Source organism: Wolbachia endosymbiont (group A) of Apotomis capreana (assembly GCF_964027025.1).
Lineage (GTDB): Bacteria > Pseudomonadota > Alphaproteobacteria > Rickettsiales > Anaplasmataceae > Wolbachia > Wolbachia pipientis.
The window spans coordinates 366,299-381,744 of the sequence record NZ_OZ034721.1 but is presented as its reverse complement, the minus strand read 5'-3'; the positions used below and the strand labels follow the sequence as shown (position 1 = coordinate 381,744).

At 35.2% G+C, this 15,446-nt stretch carries 18 protein-coding genes, 1 tRNA gene and 1 pseudogene; 9 read left to right on the top strand and 11 right to left on the bottom strand.

Going from position 1 to position 15,446, the window contains the following annotated elements:
* Positions 1-94: 94 nt before the first annotated feature.
* The 8 genes and pseudogenes from AAGD50_RS01895 to AAGD50_RS01860 all read right to left on the bottom strand — a co-directional run bounded on the left by AAGD50_RS01895 (position 95) and on the right by AAGD50_RS01860 (position 6,988).
* A pseudogene (locus tag AAGD50_RS01895) lies at positions 95-1,238 on the bottom strand (transposase).
* A 266-nt stretch (positions 1,239-1,504) separates the two neighbouring features.
* Positions 1,505-1,849, bottom strand: a complete 345-nt coding sequence (locus AAGD50_RS01890) for a DMT family transporter (protein WP_006279756.1) — start codon at positions 1,847-1,849, stop codon at positions 1,505-1,507.
* Positions 1,850-1,865: 16 nt separating this feature from the next.
* On the bottom strand, positions 1,866-2,165 hold the full coding sequence (locus tag AAGD50_RS01885) for a DMT family transporter (protein WP_244662759.1): 300 nt from the start codon (positions 2,163-2,165) through the stop codon (positions 1,866-1,868).
* A gap of 114 nt (positions 2,166-2,279) precedes the next feature.
* A complete protein-coding gene (locus AAGD50_RS01880) occupies positions 2,280-3,386 on the bottom strand; it encodes a D-alanyl-D-alanine carboxypeptidase family protein (protein ID WP_006279754.1) in 1,107 nt (368 codons plus the stop codon).
* Between the two features lie 832 nt (positions 3,387-4,218).
* A complete protein-coding gene (locus AAGD50_RS01875) occupies positions 4,219-4,977 on the bottom strand; it encodes a cell division protein FtsQ/DivIB (protein WP_264723701.1) in 759 nt (252 codons plus the stop codon).
* Positions 4,958-5,905: a D-alanine--D-alanine ligase gene (locus AAGD50_RS01870; RefSeq protein ID WP_264723700.1), complete on the bottom strand. Its 948-nt coding sequence runs from the start codon at positions 5,903-5,905 to the stop codon at positions 4,958-4,960. Before AAGD50_RS01870 ends, AAGD50_RS01875 begins: the two co-directional genes overlap by 20 nt.
* Before the next feature lie 456 nt (positions 5,906-6,361).
* Positions 6,362-6,484, bottom strand: a complete 123-nt coding sequence (locus tag AAGD50_RS01865) for a hypothetical protein (protein ID WP_265040968.1) — start codon at positions 6,482-6,484, stop codon at positions 6,362-6,364.
* A 129-nt stretch (positions 6,485-6,613) separates the two neighbouring features.
* Positions 6,614-6,988, bottom strand: coding sequence for a ferredoxin family protein (locus AAGD50_RS01860; RefSeq protein ID WP_096617230.1), 375 nt, complete (start codon positions 6,986-6,988; stop codon positions 6,614-6,616).
* Between the two features lie 61 nt (positions 6,989-7,049).
* Here AAGD50_RS01860 and dprA point away from each other — a divergent pair, with 61 nt between their 5' ends.
* Complete coding sequence (gene dprA / locus AAGD50_RS01855) at positions 7,050-8,138, top strand: DNA-processing protein DprA (RefSeq protein WP_264723699.1); 1,089 nt, start codon at positions 7,050-7,052, stop codon at positions 8,136-8,138.
* A 33-nt stretch (positions 8,139-8,171) separates the two neighbouring features.
* Positions 8,172-8,321, top strand: coding sequence for a hypothetical protein (locus tag AAGD50_RS01850; protein ID WP_265035827.1), 150 nt, complete (start codon positions 8,172-8,174; stop codon positions 8,319-8,321).
* Positions 8,322-8,473: 152 nt separating this feature from the next.
* On the opposite strand, the gene AAGD50_RS01845 is transcribed toward AAGD50_RS01850, so the two are convergent.
* Together AAGD50_RS01845 and AAGD50_RS01840 are read right to left on the bottom strand one after the other, a co-directional pair.
* On the bottom strand, positions 8,474-9,199 hold the full coding sequence (locus AAGD50_RS01845) for a triosephosphate isomerase (protein ID WP_264723698.1): 726 nt from the start codon (positions 9,197-9,199) through the stop codon (positions 8,474-8,476).
* A gap of 24 nt (positions 9,200-9,223) precedes the next feature.
* Positions 9,224-9,296: transfer RNA gene (locus AAGD50_RS01840), tRNA-Thr, on the bottom strand.
* 78 nt (positions 9,297-9,374) lie between these two features.
* On the opposite strand from AAGD50_RS01840, the gene rsmA reads away from it, so the two are divergent.
* From rsmA to secD, 7 genes are all read left to right on the top strand, one after another.
* Positions 9,375-10,187 (top strand): 16S rRNA (adenine(1518)-N(6)/adenine(1519)-N(6))-dimethyltransferase RsmA, encoded by an 813-nt coding sequence (gene rsmA, locus AAGD50_RS01835; protein ID WP_264723697.1) that lies wholly within the window; start codon positions 9,375-9,377, stop codon positions 10,185-10,187.
* Between the two features lie 116 nt (positions 10,188-10,303).
* A complete protein-coding gene (gene guaB, locus AAGD50_RS01830; protein WP_264723696.1) occupies positions 10,304-11,797 on the top strand; it encodes an IMP dehydrogenase in 1,494 nt (497 codons plus the stop codon).
* A 63-nt stretch (positions 11,798-11,860) separates the two neighbouring features.
* Positions 11,861-11,995: an IS3 family transposase gene (locus AAGD50_RS01825; protein ID WP_007548354.1), complete on the top strand. Its 135-nt coding sequence runs from the start codon at positions 11,861-11,863 to the stop codon at positions 11,993-11,995.
* A complete protein-coding gene (locus AAGD50_RS01820; protein ID WP_007548509.1) occupies positions 11,992-12,126 on the top strand; it encodes a hypothetical protein in 135 nt (44 codons plus the stop codon). Before AAGD50_RS01825 ends, AAGD50_RS01820 begins: the two co-directional genes overlap by 4 nt.
* 59 nt (positions 12,127-12,185) lie before the next feature.
* The gene (locus AAGD50_RS01815; protein WP_080717648.1) at positions 12,186-12,332 is read left to right on the top strand and encodes an IS3 family transposase; all 147 of its coding nucleotides are present in this window, start codon (positions 12,186-12,188) and stop codon (positions 12,330-12,332) included.
* Positions 12,333-12,587: 255 nt separating this feature from the next.
* Positions 12,588-12,758 carry a DDE-type integrase/transposase/recombinase gene (locus tag AAGD50_RS06785; protein ID WP_080717647.1) on the top strand — a complete coding sequence of 57 codons (171 nt, stop codon included), beginning with the start codon at positions 12,588-12,590 and terminating at the stop codon, positions 12,756-12,758.
* A gap of 247 nt (positions 12,759-13,005) precedes the next feature.
* Positions 13,006-14,514 (top strand): protein translocase subunit SecD, encoded by a 1,509-nt coding sequence (gene secD / locus AAGD50_RS01810; protein WP_341810073.1) that lies wholly within the window; start codon positions 13,006-13,008, stop codon positions 14,512-14,514.
* Here the strand turns inward: secD and AAGD50_RS01805 are convergent.
* A complete protein-coding gene (locus AAGD50_RS01805) occupies positions 14,511-15,296 on the bottom strand; it encodes an enoyl-ACP reductase (RefSeq protein WP_264723694.1) in 786 nt (261 codons plus the stop codon). The genes secD and AAGD50_RS01805 overlap by 4 nt on opposite strands.
* Positions 15,297-15,446 lie beyond the last annotated feature (150 nt).

Here is a 15,446-nt window from a genome sequence, read left to right as displayed (position 1 = left end):
TTATGTACACAGCGCTAAAATCCGAAAAGGACCAGCTCATGCACTGAAATAAATCGTATCCGTTCAGCCAATGGCGTCAACTTAAGAACTTTCATTAGCAAACTCTCCTAAAGACATGATGGCGTTTAGGCTTATCTACTTTATTGCGGCTGTCCCGGTCGGATTTTAACTTTAGCGCGTATACTTAAAAAGGGCTTGAAAGTTTTTTGGCGCAATAAGTACCTGATAGAGTTTCTGTCTCATTACACTAAATAAAACTGAAAAATTTAAACGATACTCAGTAATTTGATCTGGGTTCCAAGGCCCTTGTGCATCACACATATGAAGCGATAATATATTGCACATGACCAAGTTTGCCCAAAATTCTTGTAATACAGCCTCTCCAGAAAAATTCTCTAACTCTGCTCCTACTTTGAGTCGTTTATAGCACCCCTCTATGTGCCACCTTAACACATAAGCTTTGCTCCAAAGTCTCGGTCAAAAACTCTGTTTCTCAGTTGGCTAATGTCAGCACTATAACTCTTACTTTCTGTCCTTTCATTTTATTTTTTAGCTTTTCATTTTCTAATATAAAATCAAAATCTAATTCGCCAGCGTTCCAATAGCTTACTATAATTTCTTTTTTGCAAGCGAAAAATAAAATCTACTTCCAAATCATAATGCTGCTGAATGAATTTTACTGAAGACGATCATAGATAAATAATAATTTCTCTTGATTTAATAAACGCATTTGAGTGATAACTTCGGGTAATTGCTCTGCCGCCAACGTTTGTTCACCTATATTCCAAGCTGCAAGACGAGCACTACAAATCAGCGAAGTACACAAATCAACAAACAAATTGCCAATGGTGCCTGTTGTTCCATTTGGTTCAAACTCGGATACAATTTCCCCAGAGCTGGGTAATCTCATACCAGAACCATCTGCTGCAATAAGTCTATAGCCTCTCCAACTCAGGTTCATCCTGATAGGCTGTTTGGATGCTTAAATTCTTGAAAGCCTGTATGGCAAATCTTATATCTTGCTTTAGAAAAAGCTTGCTTTGAGGGTACATGTCAATGGCTCCATAAGTTCACATTCTATTCCCAAACTTTTTTTAACTAACTTTAAAATCATAGAAAATACTGTCGAAAAAGGAAGTTTTCTTGTTCGTGTAAAACTCAACACAATGGATTTTCTGAAAAGTTTTCGAGTATATTATATTTTTAATTTGTAGAATAAGGTTTTTTCCTTTTTGCATATTTCACCTAAAAAGGACACATTTTAGACTTCTTTGTTGAAATAAAACAGAAACAAAAGTGCTGTCCCTTGCACTCTTTGGATAATTTAATGATAAAAAATTTGGAGAGAAATTTTATACACAATCTCTGACATTTTTCCTTAAGTTGACGCCATTGTGTGAACGGTTACGGTTTCCCGTCTTCACCATGCTATATAGAAAAAAGTCTGGATTCCAATTTGCATGACAATATGGAGTATCTGCTTCTTTCATCCCAGTGGGATCTTTTATTCCATTTTATCAACAGTTTGTTTTGCAGTATCAAACAATTTTAATCCTATAATCCCGAATGTAACTAAAATAAAGCATATTACTTCGAATAAATTAACTGGTTCATCAAATAGGTAAACTCCAAGTATCGAAGCTCCTATAGCGCCCACTCCAGTCCAAATTGCATAGCATACTCCGATAGGTATAGAACGTGTAGCGAGCGAAAGTAAATATGTACTAAGAGCCATGGAGAGTATGCTAATTATTGATGGTACGAGATGAGTAAATCCATAACTATGCTTAAGTGTTATGACCCAGAACACTTCAATTAGTGACGATAAGAGTAAATATATCCAATTCATGCATAAATTTTTAGGTTTAAATAGAGAGCTTCAGCCCTATGCTTCCTATTACAATTAAAACGATACATAAAACTTGAGATAAATTAATATTCTCTGTGAAAGTGGTTGCACCAATTATAGTTATTCCAATTGTGCATATTCCAGAGGAAACTGCATAGCATACCCTAATAGGTAGAAAGCATGCTGCAAGAGATAAAAAGTAAATGCTAATGATCATAATTACCAATGTTGCAATCGAAGGCACAACTTTAGTAAAACTGTTACTAAACTTTAGTGTTACAGCCCACAGTATCTCTAGGATACTAGACAGCAACAAATATAACCAGCACATTTTCGTAACACTTCAATCTTGTATTGTAACAGAAATTGTTAGTTAAAACTACACTAAAGTGCAATAGATCTCTCTTTCGAAATTGCTTTAATATCAAACTTAAAACAACATCCTAAAAAACTTTTCTACGAAATTCAATTCCTGCACGTCATTTGCTGCATAAAGTGGTGTAGTTTGTTGCTCAATACCTGGTATTTCTACAAAAACTTCGCCCACTTCTTGACCTTTTTTAATGGGTGCAGGTATCATATCTTTATATTCAATACGCACCTTAATTTGGTCATGCAATTTGCGGTTGTAAGTTATGGTAACATCGTTTGCAACTGTAATAGGCACTTTTTTATCTTTTCCATAGAGAACATTTACTTCCTCAACTACGCTATCCTTAGCGAATATTTTCTTGGTGTTAAAATGATTTAAGGAATATTGTATCAATCTTTTTGCTTCTTCTATTCGCTCTTTCTCAGTGTTTAAACCATTTACGACAGCAAAAATTCTCCTATCATTTCGTTTTGCAGATGCTACAATGCCGTAACCACCAGCATTTGTATAACCGGTTTTTAAGCCATCAACACCAATATCGTGAAAAAGTAGAAGATTTTTATTCTTTTGTACAATTTCATTATATGTCAAATATTGTTCGGAAAATAAATCATAATATTCAGGAAAATCGGTGAAAATCCTTTTTGCCAGCATTACCAAGTCTTTTGCGTTCATAAAATGATCTTCATCTGGCCACCCGCTTGAGTTGACAAAATGACTGTCATTCAGATTCAAGTTTTGTGCAACTTCATTCATTTCAGCCACAAAATTCTCTTCTGATCCTGCAATGCCCTCGGCTAGTGTTATGCAGGCATCATTGCCTGAGACTATTGTAATTCCTTCAAGTAATTCCCTCACCGTAACGGATTGACCTTCTTTCAAAAACATAGAAGAGCCTCTCCTTTCCCACGCTTTTCTACTTACTCGAAATTTATCCTCCATGTGTATTATTCCAGCTTTTAGATAATCGAAGGCTATATATAAAGTCATTAGCTTGCTCATTGAAGATGGGGCCATTTTTTCATCGGAATTATGGTCAAAAATGAACGAGTCTGAAGCTAAATCTAAGACTACTGCTTGCTTTGCTTTGGTTCTAAACTGGTATGAGTATGAAGAAAAAGGAAGTATAAAAACTAATAGCAAAATTACCAATCTGCTTAACATATCTATAATTTTAAATTTATAGTGTACTAATTAATAGTATAATTTTACAGGGGCATTTCAATAGATCTCTTGCATAAAAATTCCTTGACAAACCTCGCCAGCCCCCTTATCATGAAACTGAAGCTATTTATTTATCTTCTCTGTACAGATTAAATGACAAAAAAACTCACGTATCTGGCGTCTCATGTTTAATTTTTTGCACTATGTGCACCTTATGTCTTTATAAAATTCTAGGGTTTTACCTAATATAAGCTAAAATGCGCTTATAAAGCATTTAAAACATAAAAAAACGCCAACTTAAAAAATGGATAGTGAATAACTAGCTACCCTAGGGTTTCTTTTGCCTTTTTTTCTGTTTAGTAAATTTCTTAAACATTTATGACTAAAGGTTAGTTGCATTAAAAAGCAGCTAAATCGCGGTTATTAAGCGTTTAGAATAAAAAAACGCCATACTTGAAAGTATAATGTAAGTAATTAGCCAACCACGGGGCTTCTTTTGCCTTTTTTTTCGTTTGGTAAATTTCTTAAATATTTATAGCTAAACGACAACCGTCATCCCGCTACTTGTTAGCGGGATCTCTTGTTAGCGGCTGAGATACCGCGAATGAATCGCGGTATGACGGTTCGTGACGGTATGACGGTTCGCGGTGACATGACGATAACCTCGTCATCCCGCTACGTGTTAGCGGGATCTATGTTAAGGTATGGCGGTTAAATAAGGGATCTATGTTAAGAGATACCGCGAATGAATCGCGGTATGACGGTTCGCGGCGGGATTCCAGTGTCTGGGCACTGGGATGACAGGAAAAGGGGCTACTTGGATTACAGCAGATCACCTCTTCACAAAAATTTTATCAGTAATACGCATATCAATAATACTCCAATCGCTGAAAGTAAAATCAGTTGTATTGTGTAAGTGGTTTAAATAGTCCCATGCACTATAAGGGTTATCTTCAGGCAGTTTTACTGTGGAATCGTTATCAAGTATGATATTCCATCTTCTATTCCCTATATAAGCAAAAGAAGAAATGTGGTCACTTAATTGAGTTTTACTCTCTAACACATCTCTAACAAATTCTAGGTTTGATAACGAGTTTTGTCCTGTAATTACAACAAGATCATCTACTGGATAGTCATCTACGATCACTTTGCCTTCGAAATCAATTACCGAGGTTTTGTTATTATCTTTCCAGAGAGCAAACGGTTTATGCTCATCTATATTAATGCGTAGAGTATTGGGCAAAATTCTGTGAACTCTTACGTGTTTTATCCACCTGCTTACGGATTGTATGTTACCGGCAAGTTTTGAAAGTGATATATACAGGATAGGTTGCGTTCTATCTGTCAAACTTAGAATATCCTTTTTGTTTGTAAATTTATTGCCGCTCACGACTACTTCGTCGATTGAAAATCCACTACTGAGTAATAAACTAGATAGGCAGTCATTATACCAAGTAAAGTAGTAATTAAATCGATTTATTATTTTATCAAGTGAGCTGTAAAGTATTAGCGTAAGAAAAAGTGCTGTGATAATAACCAAGGCACACTTACGCAAAAAACTCCTTTGGCTTCTAGTAATACTGCTCAACATGACTTAAATCCCTAATATTTTTGTGCTGCAAACTATCTTCAATAATAATTTTAACTAATTCATTAAAATCGATTCCTTTTGCCAATTTTGCAATTTCTGGCACTAACGATAGCTCAGTAAAGCCAGGATGTGTATTAATCTCAAGCATTTTTAAAGTGTTATTTTGGGGATTATAACGGAAATCTGAGCGGGAAATAGTTTTGCATCCTAAAAATTGATGAACTTTCAGTGCGTGTTCCAAGGTCATTTTATATATATTGTTAGGAATTTCAGCAGGAAATATATGTTCTGCAAATCCATCTGTATACTTTGCTTCATAATCATAGAATTTATTTTTTGGTCGTACTTCTATAGTGCCAATTGCTTCATCCAGCAATACAGCAGTATGTAACTCTATGCCCGGTATGTATTCTTCTACGATCATCTTTTCCATTATAGTAGAACTATTATCTTTCAGTTCTAAGTAATCCTCGTGCGAGAAAATTATGTGCACTCCAATACTTGAACCTTCGTTAATTGGTTTTAAGACGTACGGATAATCGATTTTAATATTATTTTTTAGTACATCTTCTCGGCTAATTACATAACCTTTTGGAGTGTCGATACTAAGGGATCGAAATATATGCTTTGACATCACTTTATTCATAGCAACAGCAGAAGCCATAACTCCTGAGTGTGTATATTTTATACCTAAAATCTCCAGTAAACCTTGAATGCAGCCATCTTCACCATAAGGTCCATGCAGAGCGATAAAAGCAAGGTGGGGATTAATTTTTTTAAGCTTTTCAGCAATGTTGCTGTCAACATCTATTTCTATTGCATTATATGAAAGGCTATCAAGCGCCTTTTTTACTGCTTTTCCACTCATAAGCGATACTTCTCTCTCACAAGAAAACCCACCACTTAAAATTGCTATAGTTGGAATCATGGGCGTTCTATGTTTTACTATATAGCATATATAAAAGATGCTCTTATCTTCAATAGAAAAAATGCTTTCTATAGCTCTATCCTATGCACAACTGTACGAACGTTTGTTTTGTTAAGGTGATCTATAGCTAACCCAAGAAAGGTTTTCCTACGTCATACCGCGATTCATTCGCGGTATCTCTTAGCATCTTACTATTACCCACAAATATAAATGTTTGTTGCATAGCTCTTAATGGCATAACTTTTGCTTGAAATAATTGTTTATATGGTGCAATTTACAGCTTTTAGTTGCTAAAATTATAACTCTTAGTTTAATAATTTTAATCCAATAAGCTTTCAGGTTAATAAAATTAAATTATTTGAGTAAATACAATACTATGTTTTTATTTGTGGGTAATAGTAAGCTTAGCATAGATCCCGCTAACACGTAGCGGGATGACGGTTGTCAGGCTAGCTGTCATCCCAGTGCCCAGACACTGGAATCCAGCCTTTCTGCAATCTTATCGAAAACGTTGTAACCACTTTCTATGCTAGTTTGCTTGCTCACAAGCAAACTTTTCTGGATCCCAGTGTCAAGCACTGGGATGACACCCTCCTGGTAGCACAATGTTCGTACGATTGTGCGTCACGCGTTGGAATGACAAAAAAGAGTGAGTTGCTAGTTTTTCATATGGTTATGCAAGGAGTCTGATCTTTTTCTTTGTTAATATTATTCTAAATTTTCATCAAAATAAGTTGTTTTATCCTTTTTTTCCTTATACTCTTCTGCTGTATAAAGAGGTTGCTTTTTAGCTGTGATATTTGGCCATTTTTGTGAGTATTCTACATTTATATCGTAAAATAACTTGAAAGTTTTTTGTTCGCTGCTCAGCAACTCTTCATCTAGTTCTAAAATATCTTTTATGGAATCATCAGTTACAATTGCATCTACTGGACACTCAGGTATGCACACTCCGCAATCAATACATTCATCTGGGTTAATCACGAGCATGTTTTTACCTTCATAGAAGCAGTCAACGGGACATACTTCCACACAGTCCGTATATTTACATTTTATGCATTTATCTGTAACAAAATGCGTCATAAAACACTGTATATTTGCATTATCTTGGGTACACTAAATTGATAAGAAATTCAAGCCTTTTATGAAGATAAATAAATTGAACAACAAAGAATTAGAAGTATGGTTAAGCTTGGCTAGAACTATAGGACCAATAAAGTTTTTTAGTATACTAAGAACACATGGATCGCTAGATGAGGTGTTGAAATATCTCAATAAGGTGGCTAATAATAAGGTGTATGGCATTCAAGATGCACGAGAAGAAATCAATAATGCAGAAAAAATTGGAGCTAAAATTATACCCGCATGTGACCCAGATTACCCTGATCTTTTAAGAAATATCTCGAATTGTCCTCCTGTAATAACTGCACTTGGTGATATATCATTATTAAGCCGTGAGATAATTGCAATAATCGGTGGGCGTAACTCTTCAATGAATGGAAGAAATTTTGCCAATAAGTTGGCACTTGATTTAAGCGAAGCTGGTTTTATTATCGTTTCTGGACTTGCAAGAGGAATTGATACTGCAGCAAACAGTGTAATATACAAAAATCACCCCACTATTGCTGTTACAGCAAGCGGAATTGATGTGGTGTATCCAAAAGAGAATTTTGATCTATATAAAAAAATCACTGAGAACGGTGGTTTAGTAATTACTGAGCTTCCATTTGCTACTAAACCAAAGCCTCAATATTTTCCTCAAAGGAATCGAATTATATCTGGTCTATCGCTGGGTGTTGCAGTGATTGAAGCATCGAAACGTTCTGGCTCTCTAATAACAGCAGATTTTGCTTTAAATCAAGGGAGAGAGGTGTTTGCAGTTTCTGGTTTTCCTTTAGATTCACGCTGTAGTGGTAGTAATTATTTAATTAAAAACGGTGCTAAGCTTATCGAGTCCGCTGATGACATAATAGAGAGTGTTAGGTTTAGTTTACCTCCGCAGCAAAAAAACCTATTTGATGTTGAGCACTGTGCTGTTAACCAAAAACAAGAAAAATTACAACAGGCAAAATCTGTTATAGTTGATCATATTAACTCTGTACCTGTTGATATAGATGAACTTATATTAGCAAGCGGACTTTCTACCAACATAGCTCTAATGGCTCTTTTGGAACTAGAGTTGGAAAACAAAATAGAGCGTTCACCGGGGAATAAAATATCGTTAATTTTCTAAGCTATAAGCCCACAACCGTACGAACATTATGATTTGAGTCCACCAAGAAAGATGTCATTCCAGCGCGTGACGCTGGAATCCAGCCTTTATTATGCAGCCACTTGGTTGAAATTAAGTCTTCTGGATCCAAGTAGTCTGGGCACTGGCGTCTTGGATAGAAATCAGTATCAGCTACTTAGATGACACCACTTTTGTATGGAAACCAGTGTCACCTTGACAACCTTCATCTCGCTACGTGTTAGCGGATACCGTGACGGTATGACTAGGGAGTACGCGTTAGCGGAATCTACTGAGACGCCCGTGATAGCCCTATTTCTATAGTGAGTAATTCCCTCTTATCTACTTTTAGAATTGATAAGAGAAAACTTTTTTTCAACTTGTTGTATAATTTTATAAAAGTGATTGAAATCTAAGCTTGCACTGCCAATTAAAACTCCTGATAAATTTGAGATACTGAGCAAATTTTCTATATTTTCTGAACTGACTGAACCACCATATATAATGTGTTTTTTACCAGTACACAATTTTATTACCTCTATCACCTCAGCAATTGCGTCATTGCTTGGTACACATCCTGTGCCTATTGCCCATATTGGCTCATATGCTACGGTATATTCACCGTGTGTTGGCAAGCGGTTTTTACATTGATATTCTATTACTTCTTTTGTTTTTTCATTCTTATAATCTTCTGAATTTTCACCCACACAGATAATTGGGTGTAAGCCTGATTCTATTGCTATTTCCGACTTAAGTTTTATTTCACTATCTTTTTCATTAGCCCTTTCAGAATGCCCAAGTATTACGTAAGTACACCCTAGTTCTTTTAACATTTCTGCACTAATTTCACCTGTGTAAGAACCGAACTTTTTATGATGGCAATTCTGTGCTCCTATATTAATATTATTGTTCAACTCTATACTGCTTGGAAATGATGTAAAAGGAGGGCAAATCACTAGCTTAGAGGTAATTTCGTTGCTCTTGTTGTTAAGTTTGCCTATAAAGTCAACAAATGAAGAACGCATTCCATTCATTTTCCAGTTTGCTACTATTAAAAAGGACATCAACTTTACTTATATGAGTGAGAGTGCCGGCTGTCGGACTTGAACTGACAACCTACTGATTACAAGTCAGTTGCTCTACCAATTGAGCTAAGCCGGCGTTAAACACATTAATAATATACAATTATCAATGAATTTTAGTCAACTAATTTTTAAAATACTGTATAATGAAAATAATATGAAAAAATTTTTACTGAAGCCAAAAAAGAGTCTAGGGCAAAATTTTATTTTATCGAGTGAGATAACAAAAAAAATCGTCGCTTTAGCTGGTAGTCTGGAAAATTTTAATGTCATTGAAATTGGTCCTGGATATGGTGCATTAACAAGAGAAATATTGGTGCATAATCCAAAGTCTCTACTTTCTATAGAAAAAGATAGAGATTTAGTAAAACACCATGATCAACTGCTAAATGAGCATCAAGGAAAGTATAAAATTATAGAAGCAGATGCACTGCATGTTATAGAAGAAGAGCTGATAGAGCGCCCAGTTAAAGTTATTGCTAACTTGCCTTACAATATCTCGGTAGTGTTATTTTTAAAGTGGTTAAATAATATAAAATTTTTTACGAACTTGACATTAATGTTTCAAAAAGAGGTAGCAGATCGCATTACGGCAAGACCCAATTCTAAAGATTATGGTTCCTTATCAGTGCTAAGCCAATTACTATGCGATATAAAAAAGGAATTTGATATTGAACCTAAAGAGTTTTTTCCAAGACCAAAAATACATTCTTCAGTAATTACAGTAAATCCTTTGCCTACCCCAAAGTTTGTAGTAAACTTGGAAACCTTAATAAAATTAACACGTGCTGTTTTTTCTCAAAGAAGAAAGATGCTGAGAAATAGCTTGCAAAATATAACGAACCACGCTGAAACTGTCCTTGAAAACGCTAAATTGAGCGGAAACCAGCGTCCAGAAAACTTAACTATTGAGCAGTTTTGTTTGCTGGCAAATAATGTAGAATGCTTATTTTGCAATAAAATGTATTAGCAACTATATAGCTTTTCTATCTCCTAAAAACAGTTAGAGCTATACAATTAAAGGCTCCTAGCTAATTTTGCCTATTGCAATTTAATTAATTGGCGTATAAGCTTTAAATAAAGCCTATGAAAAAAATGGAAGCTTGTTATTCGTTTGACGATATACTTCTTTTGCCAGCCTATTCTAATATATTGCCTTGCGATGCAGATACAAAAACTTATTTAACAAATAGTATAGAACTAAATATCCCTCTCATATCCTCTGCAATGGATACTGTTACTGAATCGGGCTTTGCAATAGCTATTGCCCAACATGGAGGGATAGGTTGCATACATAAGAATTTATCAATAGATGAACAAGTTTTAGAAGTGAGAAGGGTGAAAAAATATGAAAGTTGGATCGTGTATAACCCAATTACGATTTCACCGGATAAAACAGTTGCGGAAGCAATTTCATTAATGAGAGAGCACAATTATTCTGGCATTCCTGTAGTCGATCAACGCAAGTTAGTTGGAATTTTAACTAACCGAGATGTGAGATTTATTGAAGACCAGAACATGAATGTAAAAGTTTCCGAAGTGATGACAAAAGATAAGTTAGTGACAGTGCGGGAGCAGGGAGTGAATAGTGCCTCAGCAATGAAATTGTTGCATGAAAATAGAATAGAAAAGCTTTTGGTCGTAGATGAAAATTCTTGTTGTATAGGTTTAATTACGGTTAAAGACATTGAAAAATACAATAGATACCCAAATTCATGTAAAGACAGTAAAGGGCGTCTCAGAGTTGCCGCTGCAATTGGCACTGGTAAAAAAGATGGTATAGAAAGATGTGAAGCTTTGATCGGAGAAGAAGTTGATGTAGTTGTTGTGGATACTGCTCACGGTCATTCCGAAAACGTTATCAATACCATTAGGGAAATAAAAAAGATGTATCCTAATACGCAATTAATTGGCGGAAACATTGCAACAAAGGAGGCTGCTGAAGCGTTGATTGATGCGGGTGTTGATGCAGTGAAGGTTGGAATAGGACCAGGATCAATCTGTACAACCAGAATAGTTACAGGTGTTGGTGTGCCACAATTCTCTGCAATCAAGAATGTTGCAGAGGCGTGTAGAGCAAGAAACGTCAGACTAATTGCTGATGGTGGGGTAAAATACTCAGGAGATGTTGCAAAAGCTATTGCAGCTGGTGCTGACTCTGTGATGATTGGTTCGATTTTTGCTGGCACTGACGAAAGCCCAGGTGAGATTATTATGTATAAGGGCAGAGCATATAAAGGCTATCGAGGAATGGGATCTATTAGTGCAATGAAACGAGGTTCAGCTAGCCGTTATTTTCAAGATAAAGATTCAAAACTCAAATTAGTTCCACAAGGAGTGGAAGGAAGAGTTCCATTCAAAGGTCCAGCTTCAGGAGTAATCCATCAATTGATTGGCGGATTGCAAGCTGCAATGGGGTATACTGGTAATAGGAATATAGAAGAGATGAAAAAAAATTGTAAATTTGTTACTATTACTGCATCAGGATTAAGAGAGAGTCACGCTCATGATATAGTCATTACACAAGAAGCTCCAAATTATGCTTATCAAACGTCCAATTTGTCAACCGATTCGGAGTAGTCCAGAAAAAGTAGAGAGAAAGTTAAGACGTTTTTGGAGTAAAATAAAACGTTTTTTCAAAATATGACAAATAGAAGAGAATATACAGCAGAATTCAAATTAGAAGCTGTTAAGCTGGTTAAAGAAACAGGTCAAGCAAGTACAAAAATAGCAAAAGATCTAGGTATAGATGGCAGTATGTTAAGTAAGAAAATATGATGGAAAAATGTCTGGAGCATACGCATTTCCAGGCAAAGGCTCCTTATGACAAAGAAAGATTTGATCTAAAAAAAGAGCTAATAAGAGAAAGAGACATCTTAAAAAAAGCCCTGGGCAAAGAAAAAGAGTAAAGTATTCTTTTATATAGAAATTGCTATAAAACACAGGAACTATGTAGGGTTTTGTACTGGTGGTATGGGTTGCTAAGGAAAAAAGCAGTAAAGAATTAGCAAAAGAAGGGCTTCTAGCAGATATTCAAAAAATACATCAAGCTTCTAAATGCAGATATGGAGCCCCTAAAATTCACGCTGAATTAAAAGCTTTAGGCAAAAATTAAAACAGTACAAAGTGTTATGCAAGAAAATGGCATTAAAGCCAAGCTTAGACGAAGGTTCAAAAATAAAAAACAGCAAATAAGCAACCGAGTTGTGGCTCCGAACACATTGGATCAAAATTTTACTACTGATCAGCCAAATAAAGTTTGGGATTACCTACATAAAAACTAAAGAAGGTTGTTGGCGGCAATAATTGACCTATATTCACGCATGGTGGTTAATGAGTAACATGATAATTAGTTATAGATTCTTTATTGATGGCCGTTGATAAACGCAAACCCGATAAAAATCTGCTGTTACATAGCGATCAAGGGTCACAGTATACCTCTCAAAATTACCAATTTCTATTGAATACAAAAAACATCATTTCCAGCATGAGCCATAAGGGCTGTTGTTACGATAACTCTGTTGCAGAAAAGTTCACTTAAAAGGGAGCTGCTTATTGATACTTCTCGCTCAACAAACCAGAACTGCCATATTTGAATACATAGAAATCTTTTATAACAAATAACGTAGACATTCTACTATTAACTATTGCATTCCTGCACAATTTATTCTCATGATAAAAACGTCTTAACTTTCTCTCTACTTTTTCTGGGTAAGGTCAAATAGAGAATTTTACAAAAATCTATTTTTAACTTACAATCAATTATTACAATTTTAAACCTACAACTTATGTACAACAGACTTATAATCAAATCTTTTTCAGTATTATGCATCTGTTTACTTGCTTTATACATAACACTGCCAAATTTCTTTGATAATAAGCTTTTTATTTCGAAAAAAAGAATAAACTTAGGCCTTGACCTGAAAGGAGGGGCATCTTTGCTTTTAAACATAGACTTAGACTTCTATTTTAAGGAAAAGCTAAGCATGCTAGCTAACGAAATAAAAGAGACATTGCTAACAAAAAATATTGAATCTAACGTACAAAATAGCGTTGTAACTTTAAATAATATTGATGATTATAAAAAAGCATCTATGTTGATTAATGCGATAAATCCAAATTTAGAGCTAAATAGAAAAGATTCTTCAATTCTCATTTCGTATAAACCCCATTATAAAAATTCTTTGATCAGTGAAGTAGTTGCAGAATCAATAAACAATGTCCAGCGCCGTTTGGATAAACTTGGCACAAAGGAAGTCAGCGTTCAAAAACAAGGGCAGAATAAAATATTAGTGCAGGTGCCTGGAGTAGAAGACACCAAGCAGATAAAATCTCTGCTTGGCAAAACTGCTAAGCTAGCTTTTCATTTGGCAAACACTAACATAGCCAAGGTGCAGGATATAGATTACGAAACTACTGTCATGCTCAAGGATTCTTTAGGTAATTCTTATCCAATATTCCGCAAGACTGAAATAGGTGGCGATTCGCTGGTTAACGCATCAGTTAGATTCGGCAATTTAGGTAAACCGACAGTGCATTTTAAATTTGACAGCATAGCGAGTAAAAGATTCGCGAAAATCACTAAAGAAAATGTGGGAAAACCTTTTGCAATTGTTCTGGATAACACAGTTTTAACAGTACCTACAATACGTGAGCCAATTTTAAATGGAGAGGGAGAAATTAGCGGTAATTTTACTGAAAAACAAGCAAGCGAACTTGCAATACTTTTAAAATCTGGAGCACTGCCAGCACCACTTAAAATAATTGAAGAAAAAAACATTGGCCCAAGCCTTGGAGAAGAATCAATAAAGGCAGGGGAAATGGCAGCAACAATCTCTATTATAGCCGTGGCTTTATTTATAATTATCACTTACGGTAAATTAGGTGTATTGGCCTCTGTTGCGCTTTTTTCTAATGTAATTCTTATATTATCAATTCTCACTCTGCTTGAAGCAACTCTAACTTTACCTGGAATTGCCGGTATTGCACTTACTGTCGGTATGGCGGTGGATGCAAATGTTTTAATATTTGAGCGAATTCGTGAGGAAATAAAATCTGGCAAGAGAGTGGAACGTGCTATTGAAGAAGGGTTTAAAAACGCTATAAAGACAATACTGGATTCAAATATCACTACATTAATTGCTGCAGGAATAATGTTCATTATTGGCAGCGGAGCAATTAGAGGCTTTTCTGTCACTCTATCAATAGGAATTTTATGTTCGATGTTTTCTGCAATCACAGTCACAAAACTCCTGATAGAGTTGTGTATGAACCCGAAGGAACTAGTGCTTTGTTAGTCAACCACCTTCATTCCTACAACGTTATATCCTGAATCGACGTGCAAAATTTCTCCAGTAGTGCCACTACTTAAGTCGCTTAATAAGTATAGCGCTGCCTTGCCAACATCCTCTATTGTAACATTGCGTCTGAGCGGAGAATTATTTCTATTCCATTCTGATATGAAGTGAAAATCGCTTATTCCAGAAGATGCTAAAGTTCTGATTGGACCAGCGGAAATGGCATTTACTCTGATATTTTGTGGCCCGAGATCACATGCTATATATTTTACACTTGCTTCAAGTGCTGCTTTACATAAACCCATAACGTTATAATTTGGCATAACTTTTTCAGCGCCATAATAAGATAAAGTAAGTAAATTACCACCACCTGACATCATTTTTTCAGCTCTTTGCGCTAAAGCAGTAAAAGAATAGCACGATATATGCATTGCATTGAGGAAGTTATTCAGTGAAGTATTGACATATTTACCATCTAACTCATTTTTATCTGAGAATGCTATTGCATGCACCAAAAAGTCAAGAGTACCCCATTTTTTCTCTATTATTTCGAAAGCGTTATCTATGATTTTTTCATTTGAAACGTCGCAGTGTAATATTAGCTCCACATTTAGTTCATCTGCTATTGGTGATAGTTTTTCTTTTATTATTTCATTCTGGTAGGTGATTGCAAGTTCTGCTCCGTGCTCTGAGAGAGTTTTTGCTATACCGTATGCTATTGATCTCTTATTTATTATTCCGGTTATTAATCCCTTTTTGCCTTGTAATAGACTTGTCGTCATAGAACTATCTGTTTTTTTATAATTTGGAATATTAACTAGGTAAAGTCAAGATATCACTATGTTTTAAAATATTTTTTGCAGTAACTTGAAGTCTATAAACAGTAATCTTGATTCTTCTACAACAAAGCCATCCCGTATGACATTTTGTCT